This is a genomic window from Fontimonas sp. FW305-C-3, assembly GCF_058783185.1.
Map to the genome: position 1 here is coordinate 361,884 of NZ_JBYSYK010000003.1, position 18,412 is coordinate 380,295.

An 18,412-nucleotide genomic window follows, 5' to 3' on the forward strand; every position below is an offset into this window, starting at 1 on the left:
ATCTGGTTTTTATGAAATGCAAAAAACCAGTATTTACCTGCGCAGAAGAGGCCTAATGTGGTAGTCGCCATCCCAACCCTTAGGGCCGCTACCGAACGTAGCGGCCTTTATTTTTGGGTGGCGATTCTTGCGCGGGGTCCACTGTCTGCCGCACAAGCGCGCCATACGCACCGCCTGCGAGCGCGAAATCGGCTCGTCGCGAGGTGTGTCAACGTGACCGCAACTTGCCTGGCGCAATGCATTGACGCTGAAATGCGCGATGGGCGCCAAAGTGCGCCCAATCCAACTCGGTCACAGGATCATTAGACGTGCATTCAAATCCGGCCCGTAAGCATTTCGGAGCGCTAGAAGGACTGCGTGGCATCGCCGCGCTGATCATCGTCGTTTTCCACGTCACCTACAGATTTCCGGGCTATCTGGCAGTCGAGTTTTTCATGATGCTGAGTGGATTCGTGATGGCCCACGCCTACCTCGAAGCCCCGGCACGCCTGAACAGCGGAACATTCCTGTGGCAGCGGCTCGCGCGGCTTTATCCGCTGCATATCTTCGCCCTGCTGGCGTACATCACGTGCTACGTGTTCCGCTACCGGATCTTTCCGGAGTTCCGAGACGGCACCACCTTCACGCTCGTGCAGCAGTTGCTGCTGCTGCACAACGTGGGGCTGAATCCAACCCAGCTGACCTGGAATTTCCCGGCGTGGACCGTTTCGGTCGAGTTGATGGTCAACCTGGTCGCCTACTGCTTGCTGCCCAGGGGTGTGCGCAGCCTGTGGCTGGCGCTGGCGGTGATCCTGCTTTACACCCTGATTCTTAATTCCAGCGGCATTCTGGGCGTACACCATCAGGTCTACTGGAACTGGCTCAGCGCCGGCTTCTGCCGCGGACTCGCTGGATTCCTGCTGGGCTGGCTGATGTTCCGGGTCTGGCAACGGATTCAGGCCGTGCCGGGCAGCCGGGTGGGTTTCTCAGTGGCCGAGCTGTTCGCGCTGGGGTTGTTGGCCCTGCTGCTTGTGCGCGGACCGATGGATACGAAGCTGGATTTCGCCGCCATTCCGCTGATGGCGGGAGTGTTGTTGCTGCTCGGTCTGGAACGCGGTGTGTTGAGCTGGCTGCTGCGGGCCGCAGCGTTGCAGTATCTCGGGCGAATCTCATTTGGTCTCTATCTGCTGCACATCCCGGTGCAGGAAGTGCTGTTCCGGCTGGATCTGCACGTGCCGCGGCTGGGCTTGCTGCCATACATCCTGCTGTTGTGGAGCGTAACCATTGCCTGCGCCGCGCTCGCGCATGCCGGCGTGGAAAAACCCGCGCGCACCTGGATGCTGGGCGGAATGGAGCGCTGGCCATGGCTGCGTGCCTTGCTGAGCACCCCACCCGCGTCGGATCATCCGGCACCACGGCGGTCCGACCCGTAAGCCAGCTGTCGGACGCGGGTTCGATTTCCGCAATCCCACCAACTCAGAGCCCCACCGAAAGGTGGGGCTTTTTGTTGAGCAGCGTCCAGCTGCACCGCTTATTGGGCAGGCCGACTCGCCATCTTGATCGAATCCCATCGGTCTTTTTCGGCCTTGGCGGCACCGATATAGATGCCCACGCTCAGACCGCAGGACGTCTTGCGATCCATCCCTTCGCTGACGCCCGCGGTAATGCTCGCCGCATAGGTCTGCGCGCGTTCCTTGACGCCGATCTTGTAATCGTCGCTTGCGAGGTAGCGTTCCACTTCCTTGTACTCAGCGGCGCTCACGTACGGCTTTTCCTGCTCCAGCGCCTTGAGGCCGGTTTTCAGGCTCTTGAATTTCACCTCGGGGCAGTACGAAGCGATGAGTTCGCTGATGACTGCCGACGATGTCAGGTAGGCGCCCAGCGCAGCACCGCGCTGCTTGTCCGCATCGGCTGCGGAGGCCAGGCCCGAGAACGCCAGGGCGCCGGAGATCAGTAGCGCACGCACCGCGCCGCCGATGGATGGGGTATCGAACGCTTCTCTCACTGAGCACCTCTTGGCTGTTGCCGCCAAGGTTGCTCCAGTTCAATGGGGACTCGCAAGCACCAGCGCGATGCTGCTCCTTCAGCTGCCGGCGGTCCGCAGATCGGCCAGGATCTGCGGCAGATCGACGGTCGTGCGGATGCCTGGCGCGGCGTCGCAGACGTAGGGAATCGCGTTGACGGCGCGGTGGGCCGTGAGGCCGGGCGACACCAGCGGCCAGCGCTCGGCCGAAACCGGGAAGCGGATATCGAGCTCGACAGGCACGTCGCCTTCCACGGCGATGCGCCAGCCGTCGCTGCGCAGATCCCAGCTGGCGTCGATGTCGGTCGTGCAATACCAATTGGCGGTGAACGTCATCAGCTTCCTGCCTTTGTACAGGCCACTGACTGTCGCGCGCTGCGCGGCAACGGTGCCGGCTTCGATGACGCCGGCGGCAAGCTCGGTGCGCTTGCTGGCGAGCGCGACATCGCCGCTCGCCTCGACATCGTCGAATGACAGCCCCAGCGCTTCGGCAACAAGCTGCAGGGAAGGCGCGAAGGACTGACGCAGGTGATGCGCGCGACCGGCGTCGCGGCGCGGGTCCGGCGCCTGGCCGAAGCCCATGATCTGGAACAGCAGCTCCGGCGAATTGCGCGGCGCCAGGTTGGCGTATTCGTTGATCTGCAGATGGTCGAGGCGCCGCAGCAGCGAGGTCATGACCAGCGGCAGCGCTTCGGTCACAAAGCCCGGGCTGGCACCGGTCGCGTGGATCGACGTACCGCCGCGCGCGCAGGCCTGCTCGATGCGCTGGCGGGTCGGTGCATCCAGACCCGCGGGATTGTTGATCTCGGTGCGCGTCGTGACGATGTTGGTGCCCGACTCGAGAATCCGGCAGACGTCGTCGACGTTGAACCCCTGTTGCATGTACAGCACGCAATCGGCCTTGAGCGCGAGGATCTCGTCGAGGCTGCGCGTCGCGCGCACGCCGGTGGTGCTGAGATCGCAGAACGTGCCGGCATCCCTGCCCTGCTTGGACTCGGAATGCACGTAGAGACCGACCAGCTCCAGCGCCGGATGCTCGATGACGGTGCGCAGCGCACGCGTTCCGATGTTGCCGGTGGCCCACTGGACGACGCGGTAGCGCTTGTTGCGTGGCTTGCTCATGTTCGTTTATCCGGCCAGCTTGCCTGCCGCGAGCTCGCGCAGGTTGGCAGTCTTGATCTTGTTGGATGCGGTCATCACCAGCTCCGCTTCGTCGATGAACAGTACACGGCGCGGCACCTTGTAGCTGGACAGGCGCTCCGATGCGAAGGCGCGGATGCCCGCTTCGTCGAGCTTGGCGCCGTCATGCGCGACGATGCAGGCCACGACCATCTCGCCCAGCGTGTCGTGCGGAACACCGACCGTCGCCGCGATCTTCACGCCGGGGCACTGCGCAATGACGTCGTTGATCTCCAGTGGAGAAACGTTCGCGCCGCCGGTCTTGATGATGTCGTTGAGGCGACCCTTCCAGTGCAGGCGGCCTTCGGCGTCGATGAAGCCGCCATCGCCGGTGCGGAAGAAGCCGTCTTCGTCAAAAGTCTCCTCGACCGCCATGCGCAGGTAACCCGGCATCAGCGTCGGCCCCTTGACGGCAATCTCGCCCGCCTCGCCGAGCGGCAAGACCTTGCCGCTCAGCGGCTCGACGATGCGGATCGTATTGCCCGGCAGCGCGTAGCCATTGTTGCCGTCGGCGATCTCGCGCGGCGTGCCGCTGGGATGCACGGTGACCAACGTGAAGGTCTCGGTGCTGCCGTAAGCGGCGACCGGTTCCTGCCAGTCCGCATTGACGGTCGGATGCGTGCGCAGCGCGGCGGTCTCGCCGACATAGCGCAGCGTCGACAGCTTGGCGTTCTGCCAGCCTGGGTCTTCGACCAGCTTGCCCCATTGATGCGGCCAGGCGATCGGCAGCGTCACGCGTTCGACCTCCATCAGGCGCAGCGCTTCTCCGGCGTTGAAGGCGCTTTGCAGAATCATGCAACCGCCGGACGCGAAGGTCGCGCCGAGGGCCATGCAGAAATTGCCGGACCAGAAGAAGCCATTCGCGGTCCAGCTGCGCGCGTCGCCCTGCAGGCCGAAAATCTTCGGCCAGCGCCAGCACTGCAGCGCCGCCGCGCGGTGCGTCTGCACGATGGCCTTCGGCTTGGCGGTGGAACCCGACGAGAAGAAAACAAAGCCGCGATCGGTCGCCGCGACTTCCGCACTCATCGCTTCGACCAGCGCGGCGGACGCCAGCGGGCCCTTGAGGAAATCGTCCCAGCGTTCGATCCCGGAGCCGGCCGGCGGCTCGCCGACGCAGATCGCACGGCGCAGATACGGCAGACGCGTCGACGCGATGGGCATCTCGCCGGCGCCCAGTTCGGGGCAGATCTCGATCAGCTCGCCGGCGAAGTCGCGCGACAGGATGGAGCGCTCGAAGATCAGCAGCGAGACATCGCCGACGCGCAACATGTACTCAAGCTCGGCACCCTTCGCGAAGGTGCTCAGCGCAACGCAGGTGCCGCCGGCCAGTGCGATGCCGAACATCGACGTCACCCACTCGGCGCGGTTCGTCACCAGCAGGCCGACGCGGGTTTCCTTGGTCACGCCACGCGCCGCCAGCGCACGCGCGACCGTGAAGGCCTGTTCCCACACCTGCTGGTAGCTCATGCGCAGGACGCTGCCGTCCGGCAAGTGATAGACCAGCGCCTCCTTCGGACCGTGCGCGCTGCAGACTTCGCGCAGGAATCCGCCGAGCGTCAGGGCGCCCAGCTGTTCTTCGGCCAGCGGCTTGCCGCGGATGATGGAGTCCGTCATTGCTGATTCCTCGTGGCATGCATGCGGGCGCGCACTTCCGGCGCGAGGCCGGGAACGCCGGCTTCGAGCTGCGCCCCAAGGGTCTTGAACATCATTGCGGCGATTTCGTAGCAGCCGACGGTGTAGATGATGTCGACCAGCTGTTCGATGCTGAAATGCCCGGACAACCGCGCCCAGGTGTCGTCGGCGATGCAGGCATCGGCATGCAGCTCGTCGACGGCGCGCACCAGGTCGGCGTCGAACGGATCCCAGCCGGCCGCATCCGGCCCTTCCTGCAGGCGTTCGATGTCCGCTTCGGTCAGGCCGGCGCGCAGGCCGAGCACCACATGCTGGACGAACTCGTACTCCGAGCGCCGCAGCCAGCTGATGCGCAGGATCAGCAGCTCGCGGATGCGCTTCGAAATCGAACTCGTCACGGCGACGTGCTGATTGAACGTCAGGAAGGCGCGGGTCGCCGCCGGATGGCGCAGCATCACGCCGATGCCGTGGGTGCCGCGCGGATCGGCGCCCTGCCAGTTCTTCAGCACGAAGTCGCGCGCGCTGGGAAACGAGCTCATTGCATCGTGCGCGGCCGGATCCCAGTCCGGCGGCATCAGGGGCGCTATGCGCGCCGCGGGTTCGTTCTGCATGTCTGCATCCCTCAGCGCGGCGTCCACGCCGACGTCAGCGCGAAATCCGACAGGTACTTGGTGGAGCTCCAGCCGCCGTCGACGACGATGGTCTGGCCGTTGATGAAACTGCCGCCGGTCGAGCACAGGAAGGCGATCGTGCTGGCGACGTCATCGACGCTGCCGAGGCGCGTATGCGGCGTCATCTCGACATTCATGCGGCGGAAGCGTTCGTCCTGCAGACGGCCTTCGGTCATCGGCGTCACCGTCACGCCCGGCGCGACGGCATTGCAGCGGATGCCGGTCGCGCCGTACTGGCAGGCGATGTGCTGGGTCAGCCCGGTCAGGCCGGCCTTGGCCGCGGAATATGCACCGCCGCGCAGGCCGCCGACGTGGGCGAAGGTCGACGTCACGTTGATGATCGCGCCGTCCTTGCGCATGTGTCCGATCGCCTCGCGCGCCATGCGAAACGGCGCGCGCAGCATCAGGCCGAGGAAATAGTCGAGCGTCTGATCGTCAGTCTCGTGCAGCGGCTTGGGGCTGCCGACGCCGGCGTTGTTGACGAGAAAGTCGATCGCGCCCCAGCGCGAAACCGCGAGGTCGGCAACCTGCCTGGGCGCCGCGTCCGCGGTGAGATCGACGGCGATCGTCGCCACTCGCGCCGGATCGCCGATCGCCTTGGCCAGTTCGGCCAGGCGGGCTTCGTCGCGGCCGACGCCGACGACGGCCATGCCCATGCCGGCAAGCTTGACGGCCGTGCCGAAGCCGATGCCGCTGCTCGCGCCGGTGAGAATGGCAACCTTGAGTTCTGTGGTCATTGAAATGGATTCTTTTGGGATTTCCCAGATGCCCATGAAACTAGAAGAGCCGGCCGCCGGGGTATTGATCGGGCCGGACACAGGCTTGACTCCGGGCGACAGCCGGCTGACGCCGTCGGACACCGGGCTGTCGCCCACGATCAAGACGACCCGGGCGGCCAGACCCTAGGCTGGATGCAAATTCGAAGAGCTGCCGCAATGCAGAATGAGCTGAAAGCCGGGCGCAAACAGGTCGCGGGCCGTTGGATCCGCTGGGACGAGGCGCGCGCGCAGCAGGCCTACGCGCAAGGTCATTGGGTCCGGCAGACGCTGGCCGACGCACTGCAGAGCGCCGCGGAGCAGACGCCGCAGCGCCTGCTGATCGGTGAAGGCGACACACGCATGGATTGCCGCAGCTTGCACGCACAGGCCAGCACACTCGCCCAGGCGATGCTCGCGCGGGCGCCGAGCGGCAGCGTCGTCTCGTTCATGCTGCCGAACTGGCACGAGGCTGCGGTGATTTACCTCGCCGCGACGCTGGCCGGCATGGTCGTCAATCCGATCCTGCCGTCGCTGCGCGAGCGCGAACTGCAGTTCATCCTCAGCGACGTCGACAGTCGCTTCGTGTTCATCCCGGCGAGCTTCCGTCAGTTCGATTACGCGGCCATGCTCGGCAAGGTCGTCGCGCAGATCGAAAATCCGCCGCAGGTTGTTGTGCTTCGCGGTCCCTCCGGGCTGCACACGTCCTACGACACGATGTTGCAGCACGCCGCGCCGGCGCAGACCCTGCCGGCGCGCGATGCCGACGCCGTGCGCATGGTCATGTATACCTCCGGCACGACCGGCCGGCCCAAGGGCGTTCTGCACACGCACAACTCGCTGCATGCGCTGTTGTGCCAGCTGCGCGATCACTGGCTGGTCGATGTCGGTGACAAGTTCCTCGTGCCCTCGCCGATCGCCCACATCGGCGGTTCGATTTACGCCTTCGAGGCGCCCCTGCTGCTCGGCAGCAGCGCGATCGTCATGGAACGCTGGGATGCCGACGAAGCGGTGAAGATCATCGACGCCGAGCGCTGCACACACATGGCCGGCGCAACACCGTTTCTCGAACAATTGCTCGCGGCGGCTCGCCGCGCCGGCACGCGCCTGCCAAGCCTCAAGGTCTTCATCTGCGGCGGCGCCTCGGTGCCGCCGTCGCTGATCCGCGCGGCGAAGGATGGCTTCGAGCGCGCGGTCGTCACGCGCGTCTACGGCTCGACCGAAGTGCCGGTGACGACGGTCGGCGCGACACTGCCGGGCGAATCGCAATACGCCGCCGATACCGACGGTCGCGGCGGCTACGCCGAGATCAAGCTGGTCAATCACGGCTCGGCGCCAACCGGCGAAGGAGAAGTCTGCGCGCGCGGGCCGCAGATGCTGGCCGGCTATCTGCACGTCGAGGACGAAGCGGCGGCTTTCGATGAGGACGGCTATTTCCGCACCGGCGACATCGCGCGCTTCAAGGACGAGCGGTATCTGGTCGTCACCGGTCGCGCCAAGGACATCATCATCCGCAACGGCGAGAACATCTCGCCCAAGGAAGTCGAGGACCTGCTGATCGGGCATCCGCAGATTGCCGAGATCGCGATCGTCGGCCTGCCCGATGCGCGCACCGGCGAGCGCGCCTGCGCGGTCATCGTCGCCAAGCCCGGCCTTGCAGGTCCGGACGTCGCTAGTCTCGGCAGCTTCCTGAAGCAGCTCGGCGTCGCGATGTTCAAGGCGCCGGAACAGGTCGTGCTGTGGGATGCGCTGCCGAAGAACGATGCCGGCAAGGTGCTCAAGCATCAAATTCGCGCGGCATTGCTGCAGCGGCAGAATTAATCAAACCGTCATTCCCGCGAAAGTGGGAATCCAGGGCGGAGAGCGCTGCTGTGCATTCCTTGGATTCCCGCTTTCGCGGGAATGACGAGCTCAGAGCGACCTTGCACTGCCTTCTGCGCTGGGTCATCCTCGCCGCGTGCAAGCCCGCAAAGCTTCAATCCCCCCGACGCCAGCGCCTGACACTGCCGCAACCGACGGCGGACTGGACGATGCGCATGCCATGGTGCGCGTCGATGCGCTGCGCAAGTTCAGCGAGGTTGTCAGCGCCATCGGCGGCGATCCGTCCGCGCTGCTCGCCAAGGCGAATATCGAGCCGGCCGTGCTCGACAATCGCCACGCACTGATTCCCTATCGCACGCTGGTGCAACTGCTCGAACGCAGCGCCGACGAACTGGCCTGCCCGGATTTCGGCCTGCGCCTGGCCGCCGCGCAGGATGGCCTCAAGGTGCTCGGCCCGCTGGAATTCGCGATGCGCAACTCGCGCACGCTGCGCGAAGCCTTCAGCTACTGCGGCGAGCACCTGCAGGTCTACAGCACCGCCTCGCAGATGCGCAGCCAGCCCGGCCCGCGCGAGGGCGAGCAGTTCTTCCGCTACGAAATTCTGCTGCCGAAGATTTCCGAGCATCTGCAGGCGACCGAGCGCGCGCTGCTGCTCGCCCAGCATGTAGCCCTGCATGTGACCGCAGGCCGGATCGGTGCGCGCGAGGTCTGGTTCAGCCATGAGCCGCTGTCGTCGATCTCGATCTACCACCAGTACTTCCGCATTCCGGTGCGCTTCGGCCAAGCGATGGACGGCCTGCTGTTCAGCGATCAGGATCTCGACGCCGAGATTCCGGATGCCGATCCGCAGCTTTACGAACTGGCTTCGGATTTCATCGAGAATCGCTTTCCCGCCGAAGAGTCCGTGCTCAGCTCGCGTATGCGCGGCATCGTCGAGCGTCTGGTGCTCGACGGCGGCTGCACTTACGAAGGCGTGGCCTCGATGCTCGGCATGCATCCGCGCACGCTGCAGCGCCGGCTCAAGGCCGAAGGCGCCTCGTTCGAGGCGATCAAGGACAGCGTGCGCCGCGACATTGCGCAGCGCTACCTGAAGCAATCCAGCGTTCCGCTGATCCAGATCGCCCGACTGCTCGGCTACGCCGACACTTCGGCGCTGTCGCGCAGCTGCTTCCGCTGGTTTGGCGCGTCACCGCGTCAGCTGCGGCTGGGTGGCGACGGCGACGAGTAGGCGTCGTCTCCGACATCGCGCGGTCGATTGCCACCTCTTCCGTCATTCCCGTGAAAGCGGGAATGACGGATTAACCCCCTTCAAACCGCCCCATGCTGTGTCGCAGCATCGACCTGCCTGCCTTTACAGGCGCGCCTCACTCGGCAACAATGAACATCAGTGTTGAATAGTTGATATAAGCCGCTCAAGCGGATATCAGTCGACGAGGAGAAGTGCATGAGTTCGGTCGATTCGATGGCGACTTTGCGCAAGCCGGCCGGGCGCGCGACGCAGGCGGCGGCGAAACGGCCGACGATGCAGCTCGGCGCCATTCGCAGCAGCGCACTCTGCAGGTTCAAGGAGATCGTCAGCGCACTGGGCGGCGACACGATCGCGCTGCTGCGCCAGGCGGACATCGCCCCCACCGCGCTCGGCGACGACAAGGCGACGATTGCCTTCCCTGATCTCGCCCAGCTCCTGGACGCCGCCGCCGAGCAGCTCGAATGCTCCGATCTCGGCATGCGCCTCGCGACCGCTCAGGCCGCTGCCGGCGCGACGAAGATTCTCGGCCCGATCGGGGTTGCGTTGAGCAATGCGCCGACGCTGCGCAGCGCACTGCAGTATTTTGCCGATCACAGCCAGGCCTACAACGGCGCCATGCGCCTGTACCTGGATCAGCTGCCGGACGACGGTCGGACGTTCCTGCTGGTCGAGCATATTGCCGCCGTGCCCGGCGCACAGCTGCAGGCAACCGAGCATGCACTGACCTTGCTGCATCAGGTCTGCGCGGCGATCGGCAACGGCCGCATGCGCGCCACCGAAATCTGGTTCAGCCACGAGGCGAGTGCGCCGCAGGCGGTCTACCGCAGCCATTTCAGCGCGCCGCTGCGCTTCGGCCAGAGCATGAGCGGCCTGCTGTTCGACGAGAAGGATCTCGATCAGCCGCTGCCCGATCGCGATGCCCAGCTTCACGAGATCGCGACCAGCTACATCGACCAACGCTTCCCCGCCGTCTCGCGCAGCCTGAGCTCGCGCGTGCGCATCCTCATCACCCATCTGCTCGCCGAAGGCGGCTGCACGCACGAGCGGGTTGCCGCCGGGCTCAATCTGCATCCGCGCACCCTGCAGCGCCGCCTGCGCGACGAAGGCGAATCCTTCGAAGCGATTCGCGATCAGGTCCGCCGCGACGTCGCGCTGCGCCATCTCGCGCAATCGAACGTGTCGCTGGTGAAGATGACCGAAATTCTCGGCTACTCCGAAACCTCCGTGCTGTCGCGCAGCTGCACACGCTGGTTCTCGGCATCGCCGCGCCAGCTGCGCAAGGGACAGAGCAACGCATCGGCCAAGGCCGCGTTGTGCGTCGACGAAGCCGTCAGCTGATCCAGCCCCTCAACAGAGACCTTACGCATGTCGCAGTCGTCCGGGCGTTATCGCGCCGCAAGAGCACCGAGTCTCGCTGAAGGCTGGACACTGAAGAGCCTGACGCCGCCGAGCCGCCTGTTCGGCGCCAATGGCCTGCGCACCGGCCCTGATGGCCGCATCTACGTCGCGCAGGTTTCGGGCAGCCAGATCAGCGCGGTGGATATCGCAACCGGCGCGGTTGAGGCGATCAGCGCCAAGGGCGGCGACATCATCGCGCCCGACGATCTGGCCTTCGACGCCAGCGGCAATCTGTACGCAACCGAAGTCATGGACGGTCGCGTCAGCGTGCGCAATCGCGCCGGCCAGACGCGCGTGCTGCGCGACGACATGCCCGCCGCCAACGGCATCACCGTTCATCAGGACCGCCTGTTCATCGGCGAGTGCCGCATCGGCGGGCGCCTGCTCGAGCTCGACTTGAATGGCGGCGAGCCGCGCGTGTTGCTCGCCGATGTGCCGATGCCCAATGCGATGGAAGTCGGCCCGGACGGTCTGCTGTATTTCCCGGTCATGGGCACCAACGAGATCTGGCGCATTCATCCCGACGGCGGCGCCGTCGAGAAGGTCGCCGGCGATCTGGGCGTGCCGGATTCGGTGAAGTTCGACTCGCGCGGGCAGATCGTCTCGACCCAGGTCCATAGCGGCCAGGTGCTGCGCATCGATCCGCGCAATGGCGAGCGCAGCGTGCTCGCCCAGCTCGATCCCGGCCTCGACAATCTGACGATCGTCGGCGAACGGCTGTTCGTTTCCAGCTTCACCGGCCAGATCACCGAAATCGGCGGCAAGGGCGAGGTCAGCAGCCTGCTCGCCGGTGGTCTCAACGGTCCGCTCGACGTGACGGTCGACAGCCGCGGCGCGATCTACGTCGCCGACGGTGCGCATCTGTTCCAGCTGCAGAACGGCGCGCTGAAATCGGTCGGCATGATGTTCAGCCCCGGCTTCCCGGGTTACATCCGCGGCGTCCGCGCGGTGGGCGATGGCGAGCTCATCGTCGCGACCGCCGGCGGCCAGGTCGCGCGCTACAAACCGGCGCAGGGCGAAAGCGAAGTGCTGGCGCAGGGCTTCGACCAGCTGTACGGCATCGACGTCGGCGCCGATGGCCGTGTGGTCGTCGCCGAGCTCGGCACCGGCCGGCTGCTGTCGATCCGTGGCGGCCAGACCGAAGTGCTGGCATCCGACCTGCGCGATCCGGTCGGCGTTGCGCTCGACACCGACGGCCACTGCTTTGTCTCGGAAGCCGGCGGCGGTCGTGTCGTCAAGGTTTCCGGCGCCCGTGTCGAGACCGTGATCGACGGCCTGAAGCGCCCGCATGGCGTGCTGGTGCGCGATGGTCAGCTGTATGTCGTCGATGCCGGCGCGCAGGCCTTGATCGCCGTCGATCTGAAGACCGGACAGCGCAGCGTCATCGCCAGCGACCTGCCGGTCGGCGTGCCGGCTGGCGTGGTTGCCAAGCCGCTGCGTGGATTCCCGCCGTTCACTGGACCGATGGGGCCGTTTGCCGGCATCGCCGCCGGCGCGGATGGCACGCTGTATCTGTCGGCGGATGCGGAAGGCAGCATCCTGGCACTGCGGCGGATCTAAGGTCCGTAGTCCGTAGGATGGGCTGAGCATCGCGAAGCCCATCGTTTCGCAGCCGCATCGCCCTCCGATGGGCTGGGCTGCGCTGCGCTTAGCCCATCCTACGAAAATACAGTGAAACAAAAAAAGCCCGCCGATCGGCGGGCTTTTTTTATCAAGCCATGAAGACTACTGCGCAGCTGCCGCCGCACCGAAGTTGAACTTCAGACGCGCACCGATCATGCGCGGCGTACCCAGTGCACGCGATTCGTAAGCCAGCAGGTTGTAGGTGCCGCTGGTGTAGGTCACGTACTGCTCGTCGAGGACATTGGTCGCGAACGCGGTGACGTCCACCGGCGAACCGAAGATGCCGGTCCAGCCGAGGTTGAGGTTGAGCAGCTCGAATGCGTCGAGCAGGCCGAACGGACCCGAGCTCGTCGCAGCCGAGCGCTGTTCGCCGATGTACGAGTACGTTGCACCGGCAAAGATCTGGCCCCATTCCGACGGCACCGGCAGATCCCAGTTCAGCGAGGCGACATAGGTCTGCTTCGGCGCGTACGGCAGCTCGTCGCCGACATCGGCGATCGGCGTCACCGATGCCCCGGCGATACCGCCGCCGGCTTCGCCGACACGACCGGTCAGGTCTTCCTGCTCGAGCAGTTCGGTATCGAGGAAGGACATCGCCAGCGCAAACGACAGATTCTCGAGAACCTGCAGATAGAGATCGGCTTCGACACCCGCGATGCGCGACTTGCCGGCGTTGACGATCGTCGTCGTCTGCGTCGACGTGTTGGAGATGTAGCCGAGCTGCAGCTGCTGGTTGGTGAAGTCGTTGTAGAACAGCGCCATGTTGAAGCGGCCCGGGATGAAGCCTTCGAACTGCGTCTTCAGGCCGAGCTCGTAGGTATCGACCTTCTCGGGCTCGAAGGTATCGACGCCCGGATCGGCCGCCGGGATGACGCTGCCCTGGCGATAGCCGCGCAGGTACTTGGCATAGATCATCTGGCCTTCGAACGGCTTCCAGTCGAATTCGACGAGGCCGGTCGGCGCCTTGCTGCTGACTTCCGGCGTGACAACCTGCAGGCTCGGTCCCAGCGGCACGTTCAGCAGCCAGGTGTAGCGGGTCTTCTCGCCGTAGGCCTCGGTGTGATCCCAGGTGTAGCGCAGGCCGCCGGTGAAGCTGAATTCGTCGCTGAAGTGGATGGTGCCCTGTGCATACGCCGCGCGATTCAGGTATTCGGTCTTGTAGGCCTGGACCAGCACGCCGCCGACGACGCCGCCGAGCGGGTCGTAGCAGTTGAAACCGGACGCGGGGCCTTCAAGCGAAGCCATCTCGCAGGAGATCAGGCCGGCGGAGTTGTTGCCGGAGAAACCGTCGGGACGGCTGTTCTCGTAGTACACGCCGCCCTGCCAATCCAGCCCGCCGTCGAACGACGTGCCCTGCAGCTGCAGTTCGGCGACATAGGTTTCCTGGCTGGTGACCGGCCAGTCCGGATTGGCGACCGACACGCCGGTCTTGAACTCGCGGCTCGGATCCGGATCAAGCGGAATCGGGCCGATGAGCGGCAGCGTCAGCAGCGGCACGTTGTAGCGGAACTGGGTGCCGAAGATGTCCGAGCCGTTTTCGGTGTGCAGATGCGCGTAGGCGAGGATGTTCTTCAGCGTGACGTCGTCGCTGAGCTCCCAGCTCAGGGTGTTGATCAGGCGCTTTTCCTTGATGTTCGTCATCGGCGACTTGATCGTGCTGACGACATCGTAGAAGCCGTTCTGGCCGGCAGCGGCCTGGCGGTCGAGCTGGGCCTGGCAGGCCGGATAGTGCAGCGTGCCGGAGAACTGCAGGAAGAATCCGCCGGTGAGGTAGTCCTCGTTGCAGGCGTACAGCTGCGAGCTGTAGCCGGTGCTCTCGGAATCGATGTACGACAGGATCGTGTAGTTCTCGACGGCGTCGCTGACGTTCCAGATCGTGCTGAGGCGCGCGGACGTGTAGTCGACGCTGCCGAGCTGGCTGGCGCCGATGTTGACGATGTTGTTCAGGTGGCCTTCGCGCTGGTTGCGATCGACGCCGAGGCGGAACTTGAAGTCTTCGCTCACCGGCACGTTGATGACCGCCTGCTGGCGCTGCATTTCCCACTCGCCGCCCGACAGTTCGACGTAGCCCTCGAACTCGTCCTTCGGCCGGTTCGGCACCAGCAGCACCGCGCCGCCCGTCGTGTTGCGGCCGAACAGCGTGCCCTGCGGGCCCTTCAGCACCTGCACGTTGGCGAGGTCGAACAGCGCACCCGGGCCGGCACCGTCGCCGGAGGTCTGCGAGCTCTGGCCGCGCGGCGCGACAACTTCGGCCATGTACGTGGCGACCGAGGCGGTCGTGCGCAGTTCCTGCGTGAAGCCGCGGATCGAGAACGTCGCGTTGTCGGCGCCGAAACGGGTGTTGGTCGACAGCGACGGCGTCTGCGTCGCGAGGTCGGCGGAGTTGGTGATGTTGGCGTTGGACAGCTGCTTGCCGTCGAACACCGTGATCGAGATCGGTACGTCCTGCACGCTTTCCTCGCGGCGCTGCGCGGTCACGATGATCTCTTCGATGACGCGGCTGCGCGGCGCGGGTGCGGCCAGGGTATCCGGCGCCGGGGCATCCGGCGGCAGTTCGATGACATCGACCGGCGCACCGGCGGCGGCCGGAGCCGGTTCGCTCGGCGCCGCCGGAGCGGGTTCGGCGACGGCATCGACCGGTGTATCGGAAACTTCAGCGGCGGATTCGGCCGGAGCCGCGGCGGGCGCGGCAGCGGCAGCCGGTGCCGACGTCGGGGCCGAGGCTGCCGGCGCCGGCGAAGACGCCGGGGTTTCCGCGATCGAGTCGAGGAATGCATCGAAATCGCTGTCGCCGCCCGAGGGCGCCGGCGTCGCGGTCTGCGCCGCTGCAGTCAGGCTGAGCCCGAGGCTCATGCCGGCAAGCAGACTTGCAGCCGCTGCGTTGATCACTTTTTTCATCTATCTCCCCCTGCATTCGGCCGGCATTCCAAGGGGAATGCCGACGCTAGGTAAGCCCGCGGACCGGCCACAAAGACCCCGACACGCGTGCCGCCCGTCAACACTGATGACGTATGCGCTCAAACTAACGGCGCGACGACCTTCAATTCTTGACCCGGTGCGACAATGTCACGCCACAGCGCGACGCCACCCGGCCTGTCGAAATCGCACTGCAGCATTCGCTGCCGCGGAAACAACAACGACGCGGCACCGGTCGGTCCGGTTTCGCGTCGCGTTACTGCTGCAATCGAGACTAGGGTTGTCCCGCCGGTACCGCAACGCGGCGTACTCGGCGGGACAACTGAGACTGCAAGACAAGGCAATCGCCCGGTCGATCCAGCTCGAACCCTTACGGCAGCTCGACGATGCCGCCGCCGAAGGCCGAGGTTTCGCCGGTCTGCGTCGTTGCGAGCTGCTTGATCTCGACCAGCTTCTTGCCGCCTTCCTCGAACTTGCGGATGACTTCGCCGTTGATGAACACGGTGTCGCCTTCCGGGTTGTGACGGCGGATCTGGCAGTGGCTGCTGCGCAGGAAGCCGGCATCGCCCTGCCAGTTGGTCAGGTGATGCGTCAGCCACGAGCAACGCTCCGGACCGTAGTCGTAGGCGCCCGGCGTACCGACCTTGAGCGCGAACTCTTCTTCCCAATGCACGCGTTCCGGGCAGTCCGGAATGTTGAAGCGGTTCTTGATACCCAGCCCCGGATGCTTGTGGTGCTGCTGCCAGGCCAGCTTGTTGGCGCGGATGTACAGACCGCCCCAGCCCTGCGCGTAGCAGATGAAGCCGGTGACCGTCATCGGACCCTTGACCATCTGCGGCAGCTTGTCGCCGACCTGCACGTCCTTCCAGTAGCGCGGCTTGGCGCCCTGCACTTCTTCCTTGGCGTACAGCTCGAAGATCTTGGCCAGCTCTTCTTCCGTGTACTTCTTCGGCTCGCGGGCCTTGACCTCGGTGTACTTGGTGCCCTTCTCGCGCGCGGTGTCGCGGTCGGTGCGGAAGCACCAGCTGTCGGCCTCGGACACGAGGTCGCCGCTCTGGTTGTAGAACTTGACGTTGTAGATCTGCTGGAACGAGCGACCGGCGAACTTGGTCTGATGCTCGATCAGATCCTTGAGCTTGGCTTCGGTCGTGATCGTGTCGTTGCGCAGCACCGGCTTGTGCCACTGCCAGTTGGCGCCGGCCCACATCGCGTGCGTGCCCGACAGGCCGCCGACGTAGCCGGAGATGATGCGGCTGGTCGTGAACAGGAAGCTCGGCAGCGCAACGAGCGTGCCGAAGCGCGACTTCGCCGCGTACTCCGGATCGCACCAGAGCGGATTGTCGTCGCCGATGCCGTGCGCGTAGTGACGGATCGCGTCGCGCGTAGCCTCGTAGTTCCAGGGTTCGACGGTATCGGTGATCGCCACGCCGATGCGCTTGCGCAGCTCTTCGAGGCCCTTGTCGGTGATCTTCGGGAACAGATTTACATCGTTGGACATGTCGTCTTCTCCTTGGAAACTTAAGCAGCAGCGGCGCTGGCGGCGTTCTCGCGATCGCGCAGCACCTTGCGGTTGACCTTGCCGGCCGGGGTTTTGGGCAGCTCTTCGACGATGGCGATCTGGCGCGGGAACTCGTGCTGGCTGAGGCGCTCGCGCGTGAAGTCCTGCAGTTCACGGACGAAAGCCTCGTCGCTCGGCCGCGGCGTGACGACGAAGGCCTTGACGACCTGACCGCGCAGCGCGTCCTTGACGCCGATGACCGCGGCTTCGCGCACGTCGGGATGCTTGAGCAGCACGTTCTCGATCTCGACCGCGCTCATCGTCCAGCCGGCGGAGATGATCACGTCGTCGGCGCGGCCGCCGTGGTAGAGATAGCCGTCCTCGTCGATCCAGCCGAGATCCTTGGTCGGGACCCACTGCCCGCGCCGCAGCAGCTTGAGTTCGCCGACCTGGCGCGGTGCGCAGGGCTTGCCGTTCGGGTCCTGCACTTCGACGGTCTGGCCGGGAATCGCCTTGCCGAGCGAGCCCGGCTTGACCGTGAAATCCGCCGCGCCGGGATAGTTGACGAGCACGACACCGATCTCCGTCGTGCCGTACATGCTGCAGACCGGTCGGCCGAACAGCTGCTCGGTGAATTCCAGCGTCGCCGGGTCGATCGGCTCGCCGGTGTACGACAGCTTCTGCAGCTTGAACTTAAACCTCGAAGCCTCACCGGTCGCTTTCATCATCCGGTAGTGCGTCGCCGCGGCGGACAGGTTGGTGATGCCGTAGTCCTGCAGCGCCTGCAGCAGACGTAGCGCGGCGAACTTGCCGGACATCGTGCCGGTCGTCACGCCCAGAGACAGCGGCGCCAGCGTGCCGTGCCACATGCCGTGGCCCCAGGCCGGCGACGACGGGCAGAAGAAATCGTCCTGCGGCCGCACGCCGGTGCCGTACAGCGCGGCAAGCGCGAGCACGACGATGGACTTGTGATTGTGCTTGACCGCCGCCGGCAGCTCGCGCGTCGTGCCGGAGGTGTACTGGAAGGCGGCGAGGTCATCGGCCTTCGTACTCGTCTTGAACGTGTCCGGATAGGCCTTCAGCGCGTCGAACAGCGAATCGTCGGCGACGACCACGCGGGTGTTCGCCGCAGCTTTCGCCATCTCGGCTTTTTCGGTGTTGGTGACCAGGATCACCGGATTGCAGTCCGCCACGCGCAGCTGCAGACCTTCCGGGCCGAACAGCGTGAACAGCGGCACGCTGATCGCGCCCATCTTCATCGCGCCGAACATCGCCGTGTAGAACGCCAGCGACGGATCGAGCATGAAGGCGACGCGATCGCCCGGCTTGACGCCCTGCGCGACCAGCCAGTGGGCGAAGCGGCTCGACCAGGCCGACAGCTCCTTGAAACGGATGATCTCGTCGTGGCCGTCCGCATGCGCAACCCGCACGGCGATCCGCTGCGCATCACCGGCATGGCGGTCGACGCACTCGTGGGCAATGTTGAACGACTCCGGCGACCCGTCGAACAGCGCCCAGACTGCCTGCATCGAATAAAGCCGCTGGGCGTCCGCGTAGCTCGTGTAGTCGGTCAGCTTGCTCATCAGATTTCCGAAAGATCCCCGGCGCGGAATCACGCCAGGCCGGCATCAGAACAGAGCCGGTCAGTTGTTGTCAATGCGCAACTAT

The 18,412-nt window shown here is 65.5% G+C and carries 13 protein-coding genes; 5 read left to right on the plus strand and 8 right to left on the minus strand.

Features of this window, described 5'->3' with window-relative positions:
* Nucleotides 1-308: 308 nt before the first annotated feature.
* Nucleotides 309-1,412 carry an acyltransferase family protein gene (locus AC3WUF_RS13200; RefSeq protein ID WP_492426288.1) on the plus strand — a complete coding sequence of 368 codons (1,104 nt, stop codon included), beginning with the start codon at nt 309-311 and terminating at the stop codon, nt 1,410-1,412.
* A gap of 98 nt (nt 1,413-1,510) precedes the next feature.
* Here AC3WUF_RS13200 and AC3WUF_RS13205 read toward each other — a convergent pair whose 3' ends face one another.
* Genes AC3WUF_RS13205 through AC3WUF_RS13225 form a run of 5 tightly spaced genes read right to left on the minus strand, consistent with a single transcriptional unit; the run spans nt 1,511 to nt 6,221 of the window.
* Nucleotides 1,511-2,011, minus strand: a complete 501-nt coding sequence (locus AC3WUF_RS13205; protein WP_492426290.1) for a hypothetical protein — start codon at nt 2,009-2,011, stop codon at nt 1,511-1,513.
* Nucleotides 2,012-2,062: 51 nt separating this feature from the next.
* On the minus strand, nt 2,063-3,124 hold the full coding sequence (locus AC3WUF_RS13210; RefSeq protein WP_492426292.1) for an NAD(P)H-dependent amine dehydrogenase family protein: 1,062 nt from the start codon (nt 3,122-3,124) through the stop codon (nt 2,063-2,065).
* Nucleotides 3,125-3,130: 6 nt separating this feature from the next.
* Nucleotides 3,131-4,795: a class I adenylate-forming enzyme family protein gene (locus AC3WUF_RS13215; protein ID WP_492426294.1), complete on the minus strand. Its 1,665-nt coding sequence runs from the start codon at nt 4,793-4,795 to the stop codon at nt 3,131-3,133.
* Nucleotides 4,792-5,424, minus strand: a complete 633-nt coding sequence (locus AC3WUF_RS13220; RefSeq protein ID WP_492426296.1) for a carboxymuconolactone decarboxylase family protein — start codon at nt 5,422-5,424, stop codon at nt 4,792-4,794. Before AC3WUF_RS13220 ends, AC3WUF_RS13215 begins: the two co-directional genes overlap by 4 nt.
* Nucleotides 5,425-5,435: 11 nt before the next feature.
* The gene (locus tag AC3WUF_RS13225; protein ID WP_492426298.1) at nt 5,436-6,221 is read right to left on the minus strand and encodes an SDR family NAD(P)-dependent oxidoreductase; all 786 of its coding nucleotides are present in this window, start codon (nt 6,219-6,221) and stop codon (nt 5,436-5,438) included.
* Between the two features lie 198 nt (nt 6,222-6,419).
* On the opposite strand from AC3WUF_RS13225, the gene AC3WUF_RS13230 reads away from it, so the two are divergent.
* From AC3WUF_RS13230 to AC3WUF_RS13245, 4 genes are all read left to right on the plus strand, one after another.
* On the plus strand, nt 6,420-8,060 hold the full coding sequence (locus AC3WUF_RS13230; protein ID WP_492426300.1) for an AMP-binding protein: 1,641 nt from the start codon (nt 6,420-6,422) through the stop codon (nt 8,058-8,060).
* 220 nt (nt 8,061-8,280) lie between these two features.
* Nucleotides 8,281-9,288 carry an AraC family transcriptional regulator gene (locus AC3WUF_RS13235; protein ID WP_492426302.1) on the plus strand — a complete coding sequence of 336 codons (1,008 nt, stop codon included), beginning with the start codon at nt 8,281-8,283 and terminating at the stop codon, nt 9,286-9,288.
* 216 nt (nt 9,289-9,504) lie between these two features.
* Nucleotides 9,505-10,647: an AraC family transcriptional regulator gene (locus AC3WUF_RS13240; protein ID WP_492426304.1), complete on the plus strand. Its 1,143-nt coding sequence runs from the start codon at nt 9,505-9,507 to the stop codon at nt 10,645-10,647.
* Between the two features lie 27 nt (nt 10,648-10,674).
* A complete protein-coding gene (locus AC3WUF_RS13245) occupies nt 10,675-12,267 on the plus strand; it encodes a Vgb family protein (RefSeq protein ID WP_492426306.1) in 1,593 nt (530 codons plus the stop codon).
* Nucleotides 12,268-12,432: 165 nt separating this feature from the next.
* Here AC3WUF_RS13245 and AC3WUF_RS13250 read toward each other — a convergent pair whose 3' ends face one another.
* The 3 genes from AC3WUF_RS13250 to AC3WUF_RS13260 form a co-directional block, all read right to left on the minus strand.
* The gene (locus tag AC3WUF_RS13250; RefSeq protein ID WP_492426308.1) at nt 12,433-15,228 is read right to left on the minus strand and encodes a TonB-dependent receptor; all 2,796 of its coding nucleotides are present in this window, start codon (nt 15,226-15,228) and stop codon (nt 12,433-12,435) included.
* Nucleotides 15,229-15,616: 388 nt separating this feature from the next.
* Nucleotides 15,617-16,744, minus strand: coding sequence for an FAS1-like dehydratase domain-containing protein (locus AC3WUF_RS13255; RefSeq protein WP_492426310.1), 1,128 nt, complete (start codon nt 16,742-16,744; stop codon nt 15,617-15,619).
* 20 nt (nt 16,745-16,764) lie between these two features.
* Nucleotides 16,765-18,327: an acetate--CoA ligase gene (locus tag AC3WUF_RS13260; protein WP_492426312.1), complete on the minus strand. Its 1,563-nt coding sequence runs from the start codon at nt 18,325-18,327 to the stop codon at nt 16,765-16,767.
* Nucleotides 18,328-18,412 lie beyond the last annotated feature (85 nt).

Bases quoted from the DNA above. Each gene is read 5' to 3' on its own strand.
- AC3WUF_RS13210 (WP_492426292.1), bottom strand. From the start codon at position 3,124: ATGAGCAAGCCACGCAACAAGCGCTACCGCGTCGTCCAGTGGGCCACC.
- AC3WUF_RS13215 (WP_492426294.1), bottom strand. From the start codon at position 4,795: ATGACGGACTCCATCATCCGCGGCAAGCCGCTGGCCGAAGAACAGCTG.
- AC3WUF_RS13220 (WP_492426296.1), bottom strand. From the start codon at position 5,424: ATGCAGAACGAACCCGCGGCGCGCATAGCGCCCCTGATGCCGCCGGAC.
- AC3WUF_RS13225 (WP_492426298.1), bottom strand. From the start codon at position 6,221: ATGACCACAGAACTCAAGGTTGCCATTCTCACCGGCGCGAGCAGCGGC.
- AC3WUF_RS13230 (WP_492426300.1), top strand. From the start codon at position 6,420: ATGCAGAATGAGCTGAAAGCCGGGCGCAAACAGGTCGCGGGCCGTTGG.
- AC3WUF_RS13235 (WP_492426302.1), top strand. From the start codon at position 8,281: ATGGTGCGCGTCGATGCGCTGCGCAAGTTCAGCGAGGTTGTCAGCGCC.
- AC3WUF_RS13240 (WP_492426304.1), top strand. From the start codon at position 9,505: ATGAGTTCGGTCGATTCGATGGCGACTTTGCGCAAGCCGGCCGGGCGC.
- AC3WUF_RS13245 (WP_492426306.1), top strand. From the start codon at position 10,675: ATGTCGCAGTCGTCCGGGCGTTATCGCGCCGCAAGAGCACCGAGTCTC.
- AC3WUF_RS13250 (WP_492426308.1), bottom strand. From the start codon at position 15,228: ATGAAAAAAGTGATCAACGCAGCGGCTGCAAGTCTGCTTGCCGGCATG.
- AC3WUF_RS13255 (WP_492426310.1), bottom strand. From the start codon at position 16,744: ATGTCCAACGATGTAAATCTGTTCCCGAAGATCACCGACAAGGGCCTC.
- AC3WUF_RS13260 (WP_492426312.1), bottom strand. From the start codon at position 18,327: ATGAGCAAGCTGACCGACTACACGAGCTACGCGGACGCCCAGCGGCTT.